The sequence below is a fragment of the Paenibacillus sp. 1011MAR3C5 genome, from assembly GCF_003591485.1.
In the GTDB taxonomy this organism is placed as follows: Bacteria; Bacillota; Bacilli; order Paenibacillales; family Paenibacillaceae; genus Pristimantibacillus.
On record NZ_QZCF01000003.1, the window covers coordinates 105466 to 126522 of the forward strand.

Annotated in this window: 20 protein-coding genes; 16 read left to right on the forward strand and 4 right to left on the reverse strand. The window is 50.9% G+C overall.

What is annotated here, in order from left to right; all coding sequences use genetic code 11:
- Positions 1-75: 75 nt before the first annotated feature.
- Together D3P07_RS10180 and D3P07_RS10185 are read left to right on the forward strand one after the other, a co-directional pair.
- Complete coding sequence (locus D3P07_RS10180) at positions 76-591, forward strand: GNAT family N-acetyltransferase (RefSeq protein ID WP_119800121.1); 516 nt, start codon at positions 76-78, stop codon at positions 589-591.
- 3 nt (positions 592-594) lie between these two features.
- Positions 595-2295, forward strand: a complete 1701-nt coding sequence (locus tag D3P07_RS10185; protein WP_147384503.1) for a hypothetical protein — start codon at positions 595-597, stop codon at positions 2293-2295.
- Between the two features lie 121 nt (positions 2296-2416).
- Here the strand turns inward: D3P07_RS10185 and D3P07_RS10190 are convergent, their stop codons facing one another.
- Positions 2417-2821, reverse strand: coding sequence for a VOC family protein (locus tag D3P07_RS10190; protein ID WP_119800123.1), 405 nt, complete (start codon positions 2819-2821; stop codon positions 2417-2419).
- A gap of 225 nt (positions 2822-3046) precedes the next feature.
- Here D3P07_RS10190 and D3P07_RS10195 point away from each other — a divergent pair, with 225 nt between their 5' ends.
- On the forward strand, positions 3047-3547 hold the full coding sequence (locus tag D3P07_RS10195) for a sigma-70 family RNA polymerase sigma factor (protein WP_259391486.1): 501 nt from the start codon (positions 3047-3049) through the stop codon (positions 3545-3547).
- On the forward strand, positions 3544-4740 hold the full coding sequence (locus D3P07_RS10200) for an anti sigma factor C-terminal domain-containing protein (RefSeq protein WP_119800125.1): 1197 nt from the start codon (positions 3544-3546) through the stop codon (positions 4738-4740). The genes D3P07_RS10195 and D3P07_RS10200 overlap by 4 nt, the downstream gene beginning before the upstream one ends.
- A gap of 154 nt (positions 4741-4894) precedes the next feature.
- Here D3P07_RS10200 and D3P07_RS10205 read toward each other — a convergent pair whose 3' ends face one another.
- Both D3P07_RS10205 and D3P07_RS10210 read right to left on the reverse strand, forming a co-directional pair.
- Positions 4895-5923: a leucine-rich repeat domain-containing protein gene (locus tag D3P07_RS10205; RefSeq protein ID WP_119800126.1), complete on the reverse strand. Its 1029-nt coding sequence runs from the start codon at positions 5921-5923 to the stop codon at positions 4895-4897.
- 473 nt (positions 5924-6396) lie between these two features.
- The gene (locus tag D3P07_RS10210; protein ID WP_119800127.1) at positions 6397-7173 is read right to left on the reverse strand and encodes a DUF817 domain-containing protein; all 777 of its coding nucleotides are present in this window, start codon (positions 7171-7173) and stop codon (positions 6397-6399) included.
- 233 nt (positions 7174-7406) lie between these two features.
- On the opposite strand from D3P07_RS10210, the gene D3P07_RS27495 reads away from it, so the two are divergent.
- The 11 genes from D3P07_RS27495 to D3P07_RS10265 all read left to right on the forward strand — a co-directional run bounded on the left by D3P07_RS27495 (position 7407) and on the right by D3P07_RS10265 (position 19378).
- A complete protein-coding gene (locus tag D3P07_RS27495; RefSeq protein WP_259391430.1) occupies positions 7407-7535 on the forward strand; it encodes a hypothetical protein in 129 nt (42 codons plus the stop codon).
- A 451-nt stretch (positions 7536-7986) separates the two neighbouring features.
- Entirely contained in the window at positions 7987-8760 is a 774-nt protein-coding gene (locus D3P07_RS10220; RefSeq protein ID WP_119800129.1) for a CPBP family intramembrane glutamic endopeptidase, read from the forward strand.
- Between the two features lie 439 nt (positions 8761-9199).
- The gene (gene thrS / locus D3P07_RS10225; RefSeq protein WP_119800130.1) at positions 9200-11113 is read left to right on the forward strand and encodes a threonine--tRNA ligase; all 1914 of its coding nucleotides are present in this window, start codon (positions 9200-9202) and stop codon (positions 11111-11113) included.
- A gap of 159 nt (positions 11114-11272) precedes the next feature.
- Positions 11273-11698 (forward strand): 3-hydroxyacyl-ACP dehydratase FabZ, encoded by a 426-nt coding sequence (gene fabZ / locus D3P07_RS10230; protein ID WP_119800131.1) that lies wholly within the window; start codon positions 11273-11275, stop codon positions 11696-11698.
- Between the two features lie 42 nt (positions 11699-11740).
- Positions 11741-12028 (forward strand): hypothetical protein, encoded by a 288-nt coding sequence (locus D3P07_RS10235; RefSeq protein WP_119800132.1) that lies wholly within the window; start codon positions 11741-11743, stop codon positions 12026-12028.
- A gap of 25 nt (positions 12029-12053) precedes the next feature.
- Complete coding sequence (locus D3P07_RS10240; protein ID WP_119800133.1) at positions 12054-12542, forward strand: hypothetical protein; 489 nt, start codon at positions 12054-12056, stop codon at positions 12540-12542.
- A gap of 128 nt (positions 12543-12670) precedes the next feature.
- Positions 12671-14512 carry a copper amine oxidase N-terminal domain-containing protein gene (locus tag D3P07_RS10245; protein WP_119800134.1) on the forward strand — a complete coding sequence of 614 codons (1842 nt, stop codon included), beginning with the start codon at positions 12671-12673 and terminating at the stop codon, positions 14510-14512.
- Between the two features lie 110 nt (positions 14513-14622).
- A complete protein-coding gene (locus tag D3P07_RS10250) occupies positions 14623-15111 on the forward strand; it encodes an NUDIX hydrolase (RefSeq protein WP_119800784.1) in 489 nt (162 codons plus the stop codon).
- Between the two features lie 441 nt (positions 15112-15552).
- Positions 15553-16533 (forward strand): phosphotransferase enzyme family protein, encoded by a 981-nt coding sequence (locus tag D3P07_RS10255; protein ID WP_119800135.1) that lies wholly within the window; start codon positions 15553-15555, stop codon positions 16531-16533.
- A gap of 211 nt (positions 16534-16744) precedes the next feature.
- Entirely contained in the window at positions 16745-18826 is a 2082-nt protein-coding gene (locus tag D3P07_RS10260; protein ID WP_119800136.1) for an alpha/beta hydrolase fold domain-containing protein, read from the forward strand.
- Positions 18827-18994: 168 nt separating this feature from the next.
- On the forward strand, positions 18995-19378 hold the full coding sequence (locus D3P07_RS10265) for a nuclear transport factor 2 family protein (RefSeq protein WP_119800137.1): 384 nt from the start codon (positions 18995-18997) through the stop codon (positions 19376-19378).
- A gap of 24 nt (positions 19379-19402) precedes the next feature.
- Here the strand turns inward: D3P07_RS10265 and D3P07_RS10270 are convergent, their stop codons facing one another.
- The gene (locus D3P07_RS10270; RefSeq protein ID WP_119800138.1) at positions 19403-19888 is read right to left on the reverse strand and encodes a GNAT family N-acetyltransferase; all 486 of its coding nucleotides are present in this window, start codon (positions 19886-19888) and stop codon (positions 19403-19405) included.
- A 306-nt stretch (positions 19889-20194) separates the two neighbouring features.
- On the opposite strand from D3P07_RS10270, the gene D3P07_RS10275 reads away from it, so the two are divergent.
- Positions 20195-20920, forward strand: a complete 726-nt coding sequence (locus tag D3P07_RS10275; RefSeq protein WP_119800139.1) for a helix-turn-helix transcriptional regulator — start codon at positions 20195-20197, stop codon at positions 20918-20920.
- The last annotated feature ends 137 nt before the right edge of the window (positions 20921-21057 follow it).

Sequence of the window (21057 nt, forward strand, 5' to 3'; positions counted from 1 at the left end):
TGCGGGCTTTGTCCCGCATTACCCCATATAATGGAGCTGTGGAGCTAAAATAGGGAAAGAAGGAGGAATGCCATCATGGCTGATATGCTGGTTAAATTGTACGATTTGCCTCACCCTGAGCCGATGGACGCATTCGAGCGGCGAACGGGCGTTGTGATTCGCAGGGCGATTGGTCCGGAGAAGCATGTGGTGACACAGTGGGTCAAGGAGCGGTTCCGCCCAGGCTGGGCGAGCGAATGCGAGGTAGCGTTCGCCCGGAGTCCCATTACTTGCATTGTGGCGGTTGAAGAAGGAAAGCTGAGGGGTTTCGCTTGTTATGACGCTACCGCCAAAGGCTATTTCGGTCCAACCGGCGTCGACGAGGCTGAGCGCGGCAAAGGGATCGGCAAAATGCTGTATCTCTATACGCTGCATTTAATGCGTCTGGACGGGTACGGCTACGCTATTATCGGCGGCGCCGGTCCGGTGGACTTTTATGCCAAGTCATCGGGCGCCGTTGTCATTGAAGGCTCGGAGCCCGGAATATACAAAGGAATGCTGAGATCGCAGTCCGATCCATTTCGGCCGGTCTCATCAAGCGATACGGAGTGATTCATGATGGGGAAGCTTGCGATCAGGCAGCTGAGAGAGCATCCGGTATTAAACTTTGCAAGCGAAGAGCTGCAAGCGGTTAGCGAGTCCTATGCGGAGGAATCGGCTGCCACCTCCAAGCAGTGGATTATTGGAACCTGGAGCGATTGCGAGCGGCACTTGTCGGCTGTCCCGTTCGATCCAGCGGCGGCAAAGCCGGTATGGCCGTGGCAAAGGGAAGCGGAAGGCGATCAGGAGCATGCGGAATATACGTACCCGGATGACGCCTATGTCATTTTGCGCGGGGAAGACGTTATTATTCTAGCCGGGCACAACGAGCGGGCGGCCTTGTATGCGGTATATGCCTATTGCAAAGAAGAATTCCAGCTCGAATGGATCTATCCGGGAGAAGCGGCCGTTCATGTCTCGCGGCAGGCCTACAGCTTGGAGCGGGAGCAAGCTTGCAAAGCGGATAGGTCTGCCATTCAAATTCCGTCCATGCGGCGCAGAGGGTTTGTGTATGAGAACCTGAAAGACGAACCTTATTTGCTGGCGGTGGTCGATTGGCTCGCCAAAAACCGTATCAATGAGCTGTTTATGACGTTTATGCTATGGGAGGAGCTTGGTTCGGCGCTGGCTCCCGAGCTGGCCAAGCGCGGCATTGCATTGACGCTAGGCGGCCACAGCATGACGTTTTTTATGCCGGAGCTCATGGAGAAGAAGCAGCTGGATTATTCCGACTTGAGCTGGCAGCCCGGTGTAATAGCTGGTATTGTGCAATACTGCGGGAAGGTTCCGCAGCTGGCCCGGCTATCGTTGTGGCCGGAGGATGCGGCAATTGCCGATAACGAGGCGGAGAAAAAAAGGTTTCTATCCGGCTATATCCGGTTTACAGAGCGGATCAAAGAAGCTTTGGGCGCAGCCGGCATAGAGATTGAAGTAGAGCATATCGCATATAATGCGGGCTTGTCCTGGGATATGCTTGAGCTGCTTGACGGAGTGGAGGCATCGGACCGCAGCGATGTCCTGTTCGCCTACTGGGGAAGAGACTACAGCAAACAATGGTCCTATAAGGACAGCCGCGCTGAGGATGCGAGAGCCGTCAGAGCTTTAAAACGCTGGACGAAAACAGCGGCCGAAAAAAATAGAAATATGTGCGTATTTGAATATTACAGCGACCACTTTATGTTAAGTCCGTTATTCCCTGCTCTTCCGGGTCGAATCTATGATGACATGGCGCTGTTCAAGCAGCTAGGCATCGACTCCATTGTCAATTTGGTTGTCCCGGGCTCCGGTGCTGGCGACGGATACTCATGGAAGTGGGCGCAAGGCTACAACAGCTATCTGTTCGCGCGATGCGCCTGGGACGATCGCGATGAAGCGGCTTTAGAGGATTATTGGCAATACGCGCCCGCAAGCGAGCGCGCATTCCTCAGGGCGGCCGTGGATCGAATGGGCTGCAAGCTGGCCCGCTTGACCCAATACAACTTCCCGTTATTCCCCGCAAGAGTGGTCGATGTGAAGCAATTGGCGGCGCCCGTTTCGGAGGCCGGAGCGATTAGCGCCGAATTGATAGAGCTGGAAGCGGAGGTACAATCGATGCTGGTGCGCTTGAGGGATGGCACAGGCACTGGTCTGGAGCCGTTTATGATGTATTTCAATCATCTCAGCGCTACGCTTGAGGAATTGAGCAGAGAATGGGCCGACAAAGGAGAACACGGGTAACCGGTTCTCCTTTTTTTTCGGCAGTGTACGGCCAATGAAAATGGCCTTGCGTCCTTCCCTGAACGGTGCCCCGTAAGATGGATACTTTGGAGATAGCGACCCTCAGCGGGTCATTTTGTGTTTATGCAGTAGGCCCTGCAGTGGTAATCATCCACGGTACACCGTATTTATCTTCGACTTGTCCGTACAAGGCACCCCAGAATGCCGGCTCCAGCGGACACTTCACAATGCCGCCTTCAGCAAGCTTGTCGAAGACATCCCGGGCTTCGGCTTCCGTTGCAAACTCGAAGGACAGGTTTATGGAATTCCCACAAATGACTGGCTCGAATACGGAATCGGACATCATGAAGTGAATGCCACCGGCTACCAGGCTCAAGTTGACGACCTTGTCCTTAAGCTCTTCCGCTGCGCCTGGAAGCTGCCCATGCGTCATGACGGACAAAATTTCTCCTCCAAATGCATAAGTGTAAAACTCAGCTTGAGCTCTTGCGTTCTCCGATACAATATAAGTAGTGTACTTTGCCATTTTACTTAACATCCTCTCATTCATTGGTTTGACTGTTGTTAACCAGCCTCTATGAAGACAACGAATGAGGAAAGACAAAATCGACAGCTTCAGAAATAAATTTTTTTCAAGCTTAAAAAATCAGGATTGTAACTTATTCCTTCCTGAAACGTGAATAGAGCAGAGCATGGCGCCAAGAGCTAGCAGGAAGGGGGATGCACGGTCGATACACACGAGCTGGATCATATTTATCGCCGATACGGACAGGAATTGTACCGTTACCTGTGCTCCCTCGCCGCCAGCCCCCAGGTTGCCGAGGATCTGATGCAGGATACCTTCTACAAAGCATATGTCTATCTGGAGAGCTACGACAACGAGCGGATAAAACCCTGGCTGTTCAAAGTCGCTTATCACGCCTTTATCGACTGGCAGCGCAAGGAGCGGCGAAGCACGCCTTATGAGCCTGCATGGATGGAGCAGACCGTTGCCTCCGGCGATACGGCACGAAGCGCTGAGCAAGAGGCGCTGGCGCGCGAAGCGGCCGAGAGCTGGCTAAGCATGCTGGGGAAGCTCTCAATCAATAAGCGGCATGTTGTGCTGCTGCGCGACCATTATCAGCTATCCTACCAGGAGATTGCCGATATTACAGGCTTGTCGATCTCCAGTGTCAAAATTAACATTCATCGCGGACGCGAGGAGCTGCGGCGTCTAATCAAGCAAACCTACGGAGGAGGGGATAACCTATGACTGACCGATTATGCAAAGAGATGGAGCCGCTCTGGGACCGCTACCTGAGAGGAGACTGCGCACCGGAGGAAGAGCAAATGGCTGAGGCGCATCTGGAGCAATGTCCGGCATGTCAGGAAAGACTGGACCAGGCTATGGCTGCTCAGACGCCCCTTGTTCCTTCTGCACCGTCTGGGCAGACAGTCCCATCAGAAGGCAAGCAGCAGCGCTGGATGAGAAGAGCCAAGTGGAAAAACCGCGTCAGCACAGCGGTCAATCTGCTGGCTGCCTTCATCCTTCTGTCTGTTCTGTCCGGCATTATGACCGGGTTGCTCTATGGCCTGGGCGGCTCGTCCAGCACCAGCGAACGGCTGCCCAAGGTATTGGGCACGGCTGTCGGCATGACGGTGCCCAATCTGAATGTGAACAGCGGCGGGGTCAATGCTGGACTCTACTTGAACCTTTCCATGGAATACAAGATGAGCAAGCAGGTTGGGAAACAGCAAGAGCTGTACGGCATCCTACATGGGGATATGCGATTCAATCTGTTGAATGTGAAGCGCGAATGGTTCGGCGGCGGCTATCAGAGCAATCTCTACTTTGCATACCCGGAAGCTCCGGGGACGCTTACGGATGAGGAGCGTCAATATGAGCGGGAAAGAGATAACGAAGTATGGCAGGCGCTGGAGATGCTGCCGGAAGGCACGGTATCCGAGCTTGCCATCTCGCTAGATGCAGCTTATTCACTGGATGAAATCTATGGCATGTTCCAGAATTATGACATGGATCTTGTCTGGTATGCCTTCGATACTGGGCTTGAGCAGGCTGGCGCAAGGCAGGGCAACTTCTTGAGCGGCTGGAGCGGGGAGCTGTGGGGCATGAGCAGCGACTTGATGCTACGATATGCCGATTACAGCAGCGGGCTTCAGGTATGGGGCGATGGTCCGGCCAAGGAGCAGGCATTCTTGCGGGGCCTTCAGGAGCTGCAGAAGAATGAGCGCTGGGTGCGCAAAATTGTTTACGCCGATCCCAAGCTTCAGGAGCGGATCGAATATGTGAGCGAGCATGGCGCGAGAAGCTACGGCCTGATTGTCACCGGCCCAACGAAGGAACTGCTGAAGCTGCGCCAGCATGAGCATGTCACCCGTCCCGCACTGGGGGAGACCGACTGGTGGAACTGGTATCAGCCCGGCTTTAGCAGCGTGCAGTATTAATCGTCTGAATGACATCCTGTCTGTTGATCGTGCGAGAGGCTTCCTATGCCGATCCCGGCACTAATACTGAATGGAATGCCGTCACTGGAGGCATGCGGTGCGTCATCAGAAGCAAGTGAAGGAATACATCATTGCAGAGTCTGTCCGGTTTGTTTTAAGTCAAAATCGGGGTCAGATGCTCGATTGCCATGGAGTGTACGCGCTCGCTGTCCGGGATATGGTCATACAGGAGATGGCCCTTGCCTGCCTGTTCCAATTGCGAGCTTAGGGCCGCATTACGCTTCTTGCCGGAATCGATGAAACGAAAGTCTATCTGACGAAGCCGCTGCATATCCTTCAAGGGTTCAAAGGCGTCCGCCTTAATCGCCGTATTGATCTCTTTCAACATTAGAGATTCGAGCCGTTTTGCCGTCCAAAGATTCTGAATGTCACGCAGAGCTTTCATATAATCCAGCTCCAGCTGCCGAAGGTTGCCCAGCTTAGAGAAGTCGCACAAGCGCTCAACCTTGGGCAGCGATATATGCAGGAACTCCAAGTTGCGCAGCTTGCCGAGCGGCTCGATATCCGTTAGATTGCGCACCGAGGACAGTCTCAGCATGCTGACATGGGAAGGAGCCAGTACCTCGAGCGGTCCCTTTAAATCGCAGCTGTCGATGGCCAGATATTTGATGAGCGGAAGTTCGTTTACGAAGTCCAACTGGTCTATGGAGCAGTTTAGTACAAGCGTCTCCAGGCGAATGCACTCGGCAATCGGAGACAAGTCCTTGAATTTGCCGTGCAGCTCAAGATAGGCTAGCTGTTTGCACCTTTGGATAAAGGCCAGCTCTAACGGCTTTTTGGGCGAGCTGAGATTGAGGAATTGCAATTGCGTCATCGTCCCAAGCGCGGACAAGTCTTGCGGCTCACGAAGATCCAGCCGCAAGGCGGCAACATGCTTCAAGGACGCAAGCGTCTTCAGAAGTTCATCCGTATAGCGGGTCTTATCGTCCATTGCCGATAGGTACAGGATTAGATCGGGCCGCTTGGCGAACACCCGTGCATCCAGCTCAACCAGATCCTCCAGCGTGTCCGCGCCAACCCTGAAGCTGACGGTTGCCCGGTTTCGCAGATGCTTAACCGCATGAATCATTTTTTCCGCATCCCAAGGAACGCCTTGTATAGAAGCCTGCCAGATTTCACTCATGATCGGTCACCTCGTATATGAATTTGATAGAGTGGTAGATTACAAGTAGTCGATTCCAGAAACTAGCTATAAAATGGTAGAGGATACAAGCCAAGTATAAAGGTTATAGTGGGCAGTTGCCACTCGGAGCGAAGGTTGAGGGGAGCGAAGCGTGATGGAGCAAATCCTATCCATTCCCGGAAAGCTAACGCTTGATTGGGGGGCACGCGATAAGTCGGTGGAAAGCTTTAAAAGCGCGGGCTCAACTTGGTGGAGCGAATTAAGTCGTTGAGACCGCCTTAAAAGTGCCGCTGCACTTGGCAAATGAAACGAATGATTCCGACTATGAGGTCGTAATGTTGCCGTAGTCAACCGAACGATGTGATCGCACATATTCCATCAGATGGATCAGTTATTCCTTTCGGTATATGATCAATAGAAACAAGAAAGCTGAAAATCTCGGCGTACAACATACATGTACTCCGAGATTTTTGCTAACCTGCAGTTTTCGTTTGGCTCGCCTTCACATGCTTGAGCTGCGCGACGATGATTACGCTTATGATGACGAGTAGAAACCATGAGCTGATCTTGCTGAAGTTGACGAGCTGCCAGGTTTCGTGCTGATCGGGATACTTCCAGGCGTTGAAGAAGGTGGCGATATTTTCGGCCAGCCAGATGAAGAAGCCTACTATGACAAAGGCGATCGACAGAGGCATGCGGTAAGTCGCATCCCGTACCCGGTAGATAATCCGCGTTTTCCAGAATACGATGAATACCAGCCCCGTCAGCCACCAGCGAAAATCGGGAATAAAGTGATGGGTGAAAAAGTTCAGGTAAATAGCTCCGCCCAGCAGCATCGAAGGCGCAAATCCGGGCCAGCCTGTCATATCCATTCGCAGTCTCCGCCATATTTGGCACATAAAACTTGCCACGCTGGCATACATAAATCCGCTATAGAGCGGGACACCGAACAGCTTCGTAAATCCAGGGTCCGGGTATGCCCACGACCCCATATGCACCTTATACAGCTCCAGCGCTAACCCGATAACGTGGAACAGACAGATGACCTTGATCTCATCCAGCGTCTCCAGCCCGCTGCGGTACATGAGATACTGCACGCCAAGCAGAATCAGCAGTATGGCATCATATCGTGGAATGAAAGGGATATCTATGAGTGTAGATACAGCCAAGGTTCCGAAGATTGCAACAGGAAAGATGCAGCTCATCGCCTGGTGATAGCCAAAATGCAAAAGCTGAATAACAGGTCTCATTGGGTGTTCACCCCGCACATGGATTTGGATTGCTTTGGTCATTCCTAATCATAAAGGGGCGGGCTGCTCGGAAAAAGAGAAATTAACTGGCGGAAAATTGCTTATTTTCGCAAATCGCTCCTGTCAGCAATCTGTGCGCCGTTCAAAATGAATTAAAGAAAAATATTCCCTTTCTTGTCACGAAAATCTTGGGTTGCGATCAATACAGCTAAGCGTGTGAGGAAGGGACCAAGATGGCCGGAGTGTTTAAAATGGATACTCAAGCGGATATCGAAGATACAGTGGCTCAGTTAAAGGTTGCCGCTCTGCGAGTGCTGCTGCATTGTGATCTGGATTGGAAATCTATTTGGTTCAATCAATGATCAGAAACATGTACGTTTAAAATAAATACAAAGGAAGCGGGATTGAACAAGGAGGACATTGTATCCGAGATCGTCTGGCTGGATTTTTTGAATGAAAGGATGAATATGCCTCTGCCCAAACGTGTTCAGGCTCGTAATGAAGCCAGCGTCGTAAGAGTTTTTCAAGGGTATGGCACTCAGGCGTACGCTTCGCTTATGCGCTGGGAGAGCCGGTTCTATTTCATGCGTGGAGATAGCTCATTCCGATCCTGAAAAGTTTCAAATAGATGCAAGCAGAAAGCCTCCGGGCTCCCTGCTTGTTGTTGTGTTGGCTGCTCATATCCATCTCAAGACTGATCGAGGTTACATCTCTGGAGGAATGTGGCGGTACTCTCAGTCATTTATACTGGTGTGGTGATAGCATGAATGATAAAACTTTAGTTCTAACGGAACAAGTTTGGAGGCAGGGATTGTGCAAACTAATGACCATAAGATGGCCATGCAATTCATTTTATTTACCTACCTTATGACACTTTTGACTTGGGGGAGTCTGATACTCGCATCTTCACTCGAATGGTTCGGCAAAGATACGCCGTTAGGTATGACTATCTTCATTCTTGGAGGCAATGCACCTCCAATCGTGGCTTATTTCATATTAAAGAAGCATGGCAAGGTAAGCGGATTTAAAGCTTTTATCAAGACAGCTTTTGCATTAAAACAACCTTTTCCGATGTACATGCTCGTTTTGATCCTGACGGCTGCTTATTTTGGAATCCCGGCGCTTATGGGCGGGATCACAAATGATTTCCCGATCTACATAGCTATCCTGTCCATTCCTGTGATGATTATTGGGGGCGGATTAGAGGAGTTAGGTTGGCGGCATATCCTGCAGCCTTTTCTGGAAACACGCTTTAGCTTTATCACCTCAACTTTATTGACTTCTTGCATCTGGGCACTGTGGCATTTGCCGTTATTTTTCATCCCGGGTACTAGTCAATCTAATTGGAGTTTTGGACTATTCTGTATTTCGATTGTAGGGATGTCATTTGCGCTTGCTGTCATCTACCGGATCAGCGGAAGCATCTGGCTATGCATCTTCTTTCATGCGTTAATCAATGCGTTTTCCGCTTCTTGGGTAGTGAATGAGGATTTTTGGATTAAACTCGCAATTGCCCTGGGATTAACAATGATCTCCCTTGGATTATTTTTCTTGTATGGTAATAAGAATAAGGCAGTGGCCATATGAGGCTTGTATCATACATGTAAAAGCTTGAGCGGCAGCATTCATCCTTTCTTTCCAACCAGCATATTGACTTTCCCATTGCGATTATGTACGATCAAGGGCATAACTTCATACATGGCATTGATCAAAGACAAGATCTCCATCACGGGTTGCCCAGAGAGAGAAGCGATTGCTGGAAGCTTCTTCTGCCACGGACGAGAGATTACCGCTTTGTAGCTGTGTCGTTGAACCTTGTGAATCTGTTCTTCACAAGCAGTAAGCGATCACCGCCTTATCCCCGTTACCGGATACCAGAGGACCTTGCAACTGACTGCGGAGAACAGCCGCAGATGACCATATGCAGGTTGAACTAGGGTGGAACCACGAGCTGAACGCACTCGTCCCTTACGGGATCGTGCGTTTTTTTGCGTTCACAAAAATAATGGAAATGGAGGCAAGGGTTATGGAGATCAAGGTAACGTTGGCAGATCAGACAGTCAGGAGGTGTGAGCAAGGCACCACCGTCATGCAATTGGCCGAGTCGATTAGTACTGGACTGAAAAAGAATGCTGTCGCCGGAATCGTAAACGGCAGGCTTGTAGATCTAAGTCACGCGATCGAACATGACAGCCTCGTGGAAATCATAACACTGGATAGCCCGGAAGGGCTGGACGTATATCGGCACAGCACAGCGCATGTGATGGCTCAAGCGATCAAACGGATTTTTGGCGAACAGAATGTGAAGCTCGGGATCGGTCCCGTCATTGCGGACGGTTTCTACTACGATATGGATATCGAGAAGCCTTTGTCCAGCGACGACTTGCAAGCAATTGAGCGGGAGATGGAGCGTATCGTAAGCGAGAATCTTCTCATTGTGCGCGAGGCTGTCAGCAGGGATGAGGCGATTCGGTTATTCGAAGGATGGAATGAACCGCTGAAGCTGGAGCTGATTCGCAATTTGCCTGAGGATTCGGAGATTAGCATCTACGAGCAGGGAGAATTTGTAGATCTGTGCAGAGGGCCACATCTTCCCTCCACTGGGCGTATCAAAGCCTTCAAGCTGCAAAGCGTCGCAGGCGCATATTGGCGCGGCGATTCGAACAACAAAATGCTGCAGCGCGTCTACGGCACAGCTTTCCTGAGAAAAGCGGAGCTGGATGAGCACTTGCGGCTGCTGGAAGAAGCGAAGCAGCGCGATCACCGCAAGCTGGGCAAGGAGCTGGAGCTGTTCATGTTCTCCGAGGAGGCGCCGGGGATGCCGTTTTATTTGCCCAATGGAATGACGATTCGCACAGAGCTGGAGAATTTCTCCCGGGAGCTGCAGCTTAAGCGCGATTATGTAGAGGTACGCACGCCGCTTATGATGAATCAACAAATATGGGAGAACTCGGGACACTGGGACCATTACAAGGACAACATGTATTTCGCCCAGGTCGATGAGGCGAAGCATGCGCTTAAGCCGATGAACTGTCCGGGCCATATGCTGATCTATGGGAATAGCCTGCGATCCTACCGCGAGCTGCCAATTCGCATGTTCGAGTACGGACAAGTGCATCGGCATGAATATTCCGGCGCGCTGAGCGGCATGATGCGGGTAAGGACATTTTGCCAGGATGACGCTCATTTGTTCGTGATGCGGGAGCAGATCGAGGAAGAAATCAGTCAGGTCATGGAGCTGATTGATCAGGTTTATCGTATCTTCGGCTTCGAATATCGCATCGAGCTGTCAACAAGGCCGGAGGATTCGATGGGCTCCGATGAGCTGTGGAACGAAGCGGAGCAGGCACTGCAGAATGTGCTGGAGCGCCGCGGTGTCGCATACCGGCTGAATGAGGGCGATGGGGCGTTTTACGGACCTAAGATCGACTTTCATATACTGGATGCGCTAAAGAGAAGCTGGCAGTGCGGCACGATTCAGCTGGATTTCCAAATGCCGGAGAAATTCGACCTCTCCTATATCGGCGAGGACAGCCGCAAGCATCGTCCGGTCGTCATTCACCGCGCGGTGTACGGGTCGGTGGACCGCTTCATCGGTATCCTGACCGAGCATTATGCCGGGGCATTCCCGCTTTGGCTCGCGCCTGTGCAAGTGAAGCTGCTTCCGGTATCCGATAAGTATGTCGACTATGCCCTGCAGGTGAAGAAAGTGTTCGAGGAAGCAGGCATCCGTGCGGCTATTGACAGCCGCAGCGAGAAGCTGGGGTACAAAATCCGCGAGGCACAGCTGAAGAAAGTCCCTTATATGATTGTGCTGGGCGAGAATGAGCTGAGCTCTTCTACTGTGTCGGTAAGGAAACGGGGAGAAGGCGATCTCGGGTCCAGAGACGTTCGTGAGCTTGCCGTTCACATCAAAGAAGAAATTCGCTTGAAGCATTGAGGGAGCGCCAATTGCCCCTTCATTCATAAGCGAACTGGCCGGCAGTGTCCGCTCTTGAAGCGGCTGCCGGCTTTTTTGTTGCTGCAGCCCAAGCCTTAGTTGTGGTCATTTTTTCCAAAAAACATTAATATGAACATAAACCCTTTTAAGGAGGCTATCATGCTTAACACGGAACAAATTGGGGAACGCATTCCACATAGATATCCGTTTCTGCTGGTCGATCGTATCGTGGAGCTGGATGAGGGGAAGAGAGCTGTCTGCATTAAAAATGTGACGATCAACGAGCCTTATTTTTCAGGACATTTTCCGGGTTATCCGGTTATGCCGGGCGTTCTGATCGTAGAAGCGCTGGCACAGGTCGGGGGCATCGCCATGTCGGATGGCGAGAGCGGGAATAAGCTTGGCTTGTTCACGGGGATTGATCAATGCCGTTTCAAGCGGCAGGTCAAGCCGGGAGACCAGCTCCAGCTCGCATTTGACGTGACGCGGGTCAAGGGGCCGATTGTGAAGGGCAAAGGTGTCGCTACCGTGAACGGGGATCTGGTGTGCGAGGCGGTAATCATGTTTGCGTTTAGCTCGGTATAAGTGATTCTGCCGTACTCTATAATGGGAGAGAGATGATATTCCATGAATAGGAAGCCGAAACCAATCGATTGGAGAGCGGTGAACTTATCCGCATGGCTTGTAGTCATTCTGGCTTATGTGTATCCTTTCCGAGCGGTCGAGAACGGATGGATAGAGGTGGGGTTTCCGTTTTCATTCCTGACGATCTATAACCATTGGCAGACCAATCTGCTGGCATCGTTAAGCCTCAATCCATTGAGCTTATTTTTGAACATTGTCATTGTGTATCTCCTTATTTCGGTGCCTCGCAGCTTGCGCGGGAGATCGAAGGAAAAGGGCGATCCAAGTTAGGTCTTCATGAATGGAGGCAGTCGATTTGCGTATGAAAAGATCGGTGTACATCGTTAGCGCTATCCTATGTTTGACCCTGCTTATTAGCGGAGGCCTGTCTTATATCTATTGGAGCGAGCCTCTGAAGCTTAATGGCAATAGCACGATGTCCTATAGCGATGGAAGTGAAGAGATTGTCTTTCATCTGACAAATTCAAGCCGTACTGCTATTAAGCTGCATGAAGTGATGCTTAACGGGAAGCCACATGAAGAGACGACGATAGGTATTAGCATCGATACAGGACAGTTTGTTCAAATCGGAACAGATAATGAAGGAATTCATTTTTTTTCGTTGGAAGATACGGTGGTTCAACCTGATTTAACTACGGCGCAAAAGGTAGAGTCAATAAAGAAAAAAGAGGGAAAGCCGATTCACTACGGTGTACGTCTGGTGCTGGATGATGATGTTTTGCAGCAGCTGACCCTTGTATACAGCTTCTACGGCTTCCGGGTTACTCGTACGTACCAGCTGTAACAGAGCCTATTAACCGATCAATCCCATAGTCTTAAAGTCTCACATTTCTATTGATCGATCTAGGATTATGGTGGCATAATGGAAGATGCTTCATATCCGACTAGCGATCATGCGTAAAGGAGACTTATATGTTCAAGAAATTGTTGGCTGCCGCTATGGCAGGTGTCATCATCAGCACGTCCTGGAGCGGCTTATCGTCTGCCGCAAGCAAGACGGAAGAAAAACAGTGGATTAAGTTTGGCGGTATTGAAGTCTTCTATAATTATACGCAGCACTTGACGTATGAGGAGACGACCCAGTTTCCGTTCGTGCTGAATGGCGTCACCTACTTACCGGTGCGCAAAGTAGCGGAGGCGCTGAACAAAAATGTAAAGTATGAGTCCTCTACGGCTACCATTATTATTGACGGACAGCATAGCGGGAAAAAGGCCGCAGACAACTACGTGTATGCTTATGAAACGACGAGCCTGGTCAAGCTGAAGTCGATTAAGGTCAATTTGAATGTAGACGGCAAGCTGGTGGCCAAATCAATTGATGCCTACTCCATTAATAACACAACCTTCTTGCCTGTCAGACAAGTGGCTGAATATACGAATACGGATATCGAATGGGATCCGGGCACCAAGTCGATCTATTTAGAAAAGAAATTCGAATACCCTCATGCAAATCGTTCTATTGTGGAAGATGTCACGCATGATGTGGAATCGAACATTGATATAGACACTCAGTTTCTGCAATCCTATGATAACGTCGCGCCTTCGGTGGTAACGAGGGTTGGCTCTGATGGCTATATCTATGTAGCGGCAGCTGAGCAAGCGGACAATGGCAAGCTGACCCTCTCAAAATATGATTCGTCGATGAAGCTGTTGGGCAAGCAATCGATTGCCAAGGAGTATCCGCTCTTCGGAGGCATGGCGCTGGATGAGCAGGGCCGTTATTACGTGCTCTGGGGACGTTCGCTGGAGGAATCTCAAGGCTCTAGCGCCAGTGTAAAAATAACCAAGTACAGCGCGCAAGGCGAGAAGCTGGGGGAAGTGTCATACACAGGAAGCGAGCAGTCCTTCATGGGCACCAAGGTTCCGTTCGATTATGCGAATGCAACCATCAAGGTGCATAATGGTCTCGTCGTCGCTTTCTTCGGCAGAACGATGTTCCAATCGCCAGACGGGCTGAATCATCAATCCTCTACTGCGCTGTATGTTAATGCCGACACGATGAGCAAAGTAGAACTGCCGATTCCGTATGCAAGCCATTCCTTTGATCAGCACCTGGCTTTCGACGGCAGCGATATCTTGTTCGTTGATCGGGGCGACGTCTACCAGCGGGGCCTTATGTTGCAAAAGATCAATTCTGATAATCAAAGCAAAAGCCAGCTTGTGCCATTCAGCTTCAAGATGGGCAAAGCGATCTACCAGTTGACCTTTGCAGAGCTGGGCGGACTTGCGGTAACGGATCAAGGCTACGTGCTTCTTGGAGCGGCGGAACGGACCATGACACCGGAGTCGGCCAGCTCGAGTCATAATGAATCGAGGAACTTATTTTTGCAATTGATTGCGAAGGACTCCGAGAATACGGCAATGCCGATTTTGTCCCAAGGCGAGACTGCCGAATTCCATGTCGATGTGTACGGGCGATCCTATGATGCCAAGAATGAAGGTGTCGTGTGGCTGACCGACTATAAGGATATGAAGATGAACAATGCGGCCCATCCGAAGGTTGTTGGGCTCGATCAGAACCGCGTACTGGTCATGTGGGAAAATATGAAGTATAACTCGAACGATACATTGGTATACGATACGACCTATTATATGATCGTTACACCTGAAGGCAAAGTGTTGAAGGGACCTGAATCGCTTGAAGGTGCCAGACTGAATATCGGGGACGAGCTTGTCTATGCCGATGGCTACGTGTATTTTTCTTCTAATTACCGGGACAAGATTCATCTATATCAGTTGGATGTCCGTCAGTAGCCGGATTGAGAAGCCGCACTTATGGGTGGTTTTTTGATTGATAGGATGAGAACATTCGTTCTTTGTAGTATGATAAGAGAATAGGACAAAATATGGGAAGTGACATTCAAGTGTATCCATACACCATTTGCTTCATCAGACGAGGCGGCAGCTTGTTGCTATTAAATAGAGAGAAGGCTCCGACAAAAGGATTGTGGAATGGAGTGGGCGGGAAGTTCGAGCCGGGCGAGTCGCCGCTAGCCTGTGTCTTGCGAGAGACGTTCGAAGAGACAGGAATCCAGCTGCCTGACGCCCAGTATAGAGGTGTGGTGAGCTGGGAATCTGACGGCCTATCAACAGGCGGCATGTACGTTTTTGTAGCTGAGCTTCCGGAAGATTACGTCTATCCGACTCCCGTCAAAATCAGCGAGGGCATCCTGGATTGGAAGTCTATCGACTGGATTTTGTCCGAGCGAAATCTTGGGATAACGGAGTTGATCCCGTACTATTTGCCCGCTATATTGAACGGGGATTGCTTGGAGCATAGATGCAGCTATTCGAACCATAGACTGACAGGCTATACTGCATATCCATTATCAGCAGAGGCTATTGGCTCCTAAGAATAGCTTGGAACCGATGGTGGCGCATTCCGGAAATTTGGGCTTCGAGGATTGTGTATGCGTGGCCGAATCTTTGCCAGAGCTGTGCAGAGGGACGAAGGAAATTACATATCCTTAATTATTGAACGCTAGGATGGCTCAATAATGGATATTCGATGGGCTTGCGCCAAGATGCGCAGGCCCTTTTTAACTGCTCCCAAGGTTTGCCGATCTCTTTACCTAGCAAGCTCTGCATCTTTCTAAAGCAGAAAGCGATGTTCATTTACGGTGGATGAGAGGGATATGTATTTCTGGAGGGCGATGGGCAGCTGATCATAGGGGACGATTATAATCCAAAATGAGTCTCTAACAAAAAACGAATATAACCATTCCTTCCCAGAAAACTGTGGCGCAATCCAGTACAATTAAGATAGAGGATTGCAATAAGGAGGGGGAATGTCGATGGATGAGGATCATTTGACTATTGCGATGGAGGCATTAACGCATTATGCGATTCAACCGGACAAGGTAGAGCTTGTGGGGCAAAGCGCCAATATGGTGTTTAAGGTGACGGATGTACAGCAGAGCCGATATAGCTTGCGCCTTCATGCATCGAGGAGCGAGAGTATGGACCCGATATGGAGTGAGCCTCATGTGGTCTCCTCTGAGCTTGAGTGGCTGCAGGCGTTATCCGGCGGGACGGATGTGGTCGTACCTGTGCCGCGCAAGAACAGCAGCGGAGAATATGTCACGGAATCAGGCGGCAGGACATGGACGCTGCTTGGATGGGTGGAAGGAGAGCAGAAGCCGTACATCGCTACGGTCGAAGAAGCCGGGCAAATCGGCCGAATGATGGGGAAGCTGCACAAGCAAGCCTCTGGTTGGAGGCCTCCGGCGTCTTTCACAAGGCCTTCCTTTGACGGTTCGCGCATTAAACAAGCTCTTGGCAAAATCCAGTTATGGTCTGGAGAAGGACGAATTTCGCAAGCGAATACAGAGCTGCTTGAAGAAGCGGGGAAGCGCGTGCTTGCTATGATGGATACGCTCGATCGAACGCTGAATTATTGGGGTATTATTCATGCAGATTTGATTCCAAGCAACTTGTTGTTCGGTGGCGGAGAGTGCCGGCCGATTGATTTTGGCGCATGCGGCTTCGGGTATTACTTATTCGATCTCGGCTGGTCATTCTCGTATATTCATCCCGTGCTTAGAGCGGGTTTGTTAGAGGCTTATGCCAATCATTTTCCGCTGCCGGGGCGGCATCTGGAGAGATTGGAAGGCTTCATGGTTGCCGCGCAGCTGGAGACGATGAACTTCTGGCTCGGGCTGCCAGATGCCTCCGAATGGCTGCCGGACCACATCGATAAGCTGGCACACAGGGAGTTCCGGCATTATGTAGACGGGGAGCATTTTCTTTTTACTGGCATACCTTACTGGGAATAAATGAGGCTTGAGGGCTGCTGCTGTTCACGACAAGTGATCGGCCGCGGCCTTTTTTTGAGCAGTCAGGTGAGGGGAAGCTATGGGCAGCAATTCTTTGGAAGAAGGTAATAATGGGCATAACTTGCATAGTTTAACAACTTCATTCACCTTCCCGCTTTTGAAATAATAAGGGCGTCAGCACTCGATTAAAAAGGTTGAGGAGGAATGAGCGTTGCGGACTAAAAAAGTCTATTTGGCTGTATTAGGGCTTTCGGCAGTCATTGTCTTAGCCGTTGTATTAGGCTCGCTGGGAAGTGCCGATCGCGGCGATGGAGGGGAAGGGGCAATGAAACCGCAGGAATCGGGTACGCCAGGTATTGCCAAGCATGAAGACTGGCTGTTGGAACCTGCCTATCAAGTAAAGACGCACAGAGATTTGGTCTATGTCTCGAAGGCGAACGAGCTTGGGAAGCAGGAATCATTGGCGCTGGATCTTTATGAACCGAATCAAGAGGAGCTGGGGGCAAGGCCGTTAATCCTGTTCATTCATGGCGGCGGCTTCAACTCCGGCGATAAGCGGGATGCGGAAGCGATCGCCAAGGAATGGGCCAGCCGCGGCTATGTGGTGGCATCGGCCAACTATCGATTGCGTGCCAACCCGCAGACGGATATGAAAGGAACCATCGCGGATGCGATAGAGGACATGGGAGATGCTCTATCATGGCTTCAGCAGAATAAGGAGACTTACCGGATCGATACGCGCTTGACGGCTGTCGGCGGCGATTCCGCTGGCGGACAGCTTGCGGTTACCTTCGCAAGCCGGTATGAGGCTGCAGAGGATGGACCTGGACTATTCGCCGTTATTGACATGTATGGTCCGCTCTTCAGAGGCGAGATTCAGAATGGCTATCCTTCCACGCTTATTATTCACGGTACAGCGGATGCGATGGTGCCTTATCAGGAGAGCGTCCAGCTGTTCAACATGCTGGAAGCTGCCCAAGTCTATCGCCAGTTCATTACGATGGAAGGAGGCGGGCACAGCTATCAAGACCCGAAAGTGTGGGGGCAGGTTGTGCAATCTACCGTTTATTTTCTAAGAAATGCGATCTCCGCTCCAAAGCAGATCTTTTTGCCGGAGCAGACGGAGCTGGCCGTGTCCGCCGGAGATGAAGCCAAGCTGACCTTGTGGAGACAACCGGCTGCTATGGATGCTGCGGGCAGTCTGAGGGCGGAGCTGCCGGAGGGGTGGGAGCTGGCGGGCCAAACCGGCTACTCCGCAGGTGCTGATACCGATGTAGCCATCACCGTACCGGAGGATACAGCCTCGGGGCTTTATCCCATCCTGATGTGGGCGGAGCAGAACAGCGGCAAGGCCGAATGGCCGCTCACGTTATATGTGAAGGTGAAGGAACGGCTAAGTTATGAGCGAACGGTCTATTACAATTCGGATGAACGCCAAATCTACACTCGCCTAGCAATCGAGAACAAGCATCCAAGGCCGCTGCAAGGAAGGGTTGTCCTGCGCTATCAGAATGCGGATGGCACCCAAGATGAGGTTTTCGAGCTGGAGACGCTTCAGCCGGGCGGGAACAAAGAGGTGAACCTGCCCTTTTATTCGGAAGACCCTCCGACAATTAACTATGAGAATCCGTCGGGCGCCAGACTTCAGGAAACGCCGCTCAGAACACACGTGTATGCGGCCGAGAAGAGAGAGGAGCCGCTGACGATCGACGGCTCGCTGGAGGATTGGCATCTTGATAATCCGTTCCCGCTGAATCGAGAATCCCAAGTGCTTATGCAGGAGTATGGGGGCGCAAGCGATCTGAGCGGTCAGGGTTATGTATCATGGGACGAGGATTATGTGTACCTGGCCTTGGAGATGAAGGATGACCATCATGTGCAGCAGGAATCGGGCTTCGGCATCTACTTGGGGGACAGTGTGCAGTTCTCCCTCAAGCTGGACGAGAAGACTGGGGCTCCGCAAGGCGTTCACGAGCTTGGAGCTGCGCTTCGCGAAGGCGGCTCGGCATCCACCTTCCGCTGGCTTGCACCGCAGCCTTTCAAGCCGGGAGACATCCCTGCGATGAAGGCTGGCATTAACCGCTCCGGGGAGCAGACGATTTATGAGATCGCTCTGCCATGGTCCGAGCTTGGAGTGACGGCACCTTCCGAAGGCTTGCAACTGAAGTTTTCGCTGCTGGTGAATGATAACGACGGCCAGGGCCGCAAGGGCTGGATGGAATACAACAGCGGTATTGGCTATAAGGACGAGAGGGCATTCGGCGATCTATTCCTGGTGAACAAGCGCAACTAGAGGATGGAAGGCTGTGATTAGCTGCTGTCAGGCGGTTGATCACAGTCTTTTCTTTTTCAAGGCTTGGAAAGAAGTGGTTGCGGAATATGCATCGTACCGTTATCCTAGCAGATAAGGTATTGGTTTTATTTTACAAGATAAAATTTCCAGTCATTTAAAGGGGCGTTTATGATGAGTGATTCCAGCCGATCCATTATCGAACAGTATATAGCTGCCTATAATGCGTTTCATATCGAGGACATGCTGGCGCTCCTGCATGATGAGGTAGTCTTTCAGAATTATGCCGGAGGCAAGCTGGAGCTGGAGACGAGCGGAATTAGCGAGTTTAGAGAGCTGGCGGAACAATCGGCGAAGATGTTCGAAAGCCGCTGCCAGTCCATTACGGACTTCCGTTCCACGAACGGCCAAATCGTCGTGGACATACAATACGAAGCGGTACTGGCCGTTGATTTGCCGAATGGAATGAAGCGCGGAGAGCAGTTACAGCTGACCGGAAAGTCTGTGTTCCAGATTCAAAACGGTAAAATTTCACGAATTGAAGATCATAGTTAAGAGCTGCATACAGGCCTCTTCGATCTATTTCATCGCGAGGCGCAGCTCTCGGCGTACTTCATGCTCGTCCCGGCTTACCTCCACAAATCCGACCGCATCATAAAGCTTGGCAGCTTGCCTGTTCTCAATGCGGTGTCCCAGTACGATGGTGTCGCAGCCATGCTTCTCGCGGATATGGCGGATCAGCGTCTTTATGCCCGAGAATCCATACCCCTTATGCTGATGCCGATGATCAATCAGATAAGCCATTATCCAGTAGCTACCGTCCTCCGGATCAACAGCGTATACTGCCAGGCCGACAAGCTGCTCGGAGTGATAGAGAGCCAGTGGGGTGAAGCCGCAATAAGCAGACTCCGCAAGCCAATAAACGGCTGGAACGGGGAATACGTTCTGCTGCTCCTCGGTAACCTTCAGCCCGGCACAATCATACCAATTGGTTTGATCAACAGGTCTTAGATGGACTTTCTGGTCTAGCGGCTCTAGTATCGGATCGTAAACATTCATCATCATACACCCTCCCTCTATGAACAGAATGGAGCAGGATGCTGCTAGCGTTCAAGGCTGAGTTTGCTTTAAATCATTTATTCCCCGAGTAGGCTTGCCAAGTCCCCGTTAAAGCAACCTTATGATTTTCATTAAGCGGCATGGAGTCAAGCTGACGATCACCTATGTGATGACTGCTCTATAGAGGTCAAGCTAGACGAGCAGGATCCATTCGGACCTCAAAAGTCACATCATGCGGTTCTATCTTCCGGGTTCAAAGCCGGTGTATAATTGGTTATGATCATAGGGAGAAGATTAGGGGAGCAAGATGAGATGGACACCTTCAGAGACATTATCGCCGAACGGCGTACCTATACCGCTAACAAACATACCCATAGCCATGGCTACGGACAGCTGATTATTCCGCTCCAGGGGGAGCTTGAGATTACAGCCGGTCCCAAAAGCTTAATGATGAACACAGACACACTGCTTTATGTGCCGCCCGCTTGCGAGCATACGTATCACTCCGCCGTCCGCAATGAGTTTCTGGTGCTGGACATTCCGCATTTTATGCTGTCCTCTATTGAATTGGGGGATCGGGGAATCGCATGTCCGGTAAACAATCAGTGGAAGGGCATCCGCTACCTCATTCTAAGCGAGCTGGACCGCCAGTCTGAGCATGGGCCGGCGTTGAAGGAGCTGTTCCCGTATATCTCGCATTGTTTGGTTCAGGAGCAGAAGCCAAGGTCCATCCAATATATTCATGAGCACTACGATGAGCCGTTAACGGTGCAAAAGCTGGCCGAGATGGAGCATTACAACCGATCGTATTATTCCGACTGGTTCTTGAAGGAGACAGGGAAGACGCCTTCGGCTTATATCCAGGAAGTACGACTGAGCAAAGCAAAGGAGCTGCTGCGGGATACGAATTTGTCGATCCTGAATATTGCGGTTCAAGTCGGTCTGGAGCATCAATCCTCGCTGACGAGACTATTTCAGCAGTATGAACGGGTAACGCCAAGCCAATTTCGGAAAATGAATCCTGCTCGCTTGTCCTAAACGGATAGCGGGCTTTTTTTCTGCGATTCAATGAACCAGGTGACATTCGGTAAAAAGTGTCCGGCAATCGGGCAAAACCGCTTTTTTGCAGGGGATACAATGAAATAGATCCCGGTTTGCCGGGGACCTCTTTGATA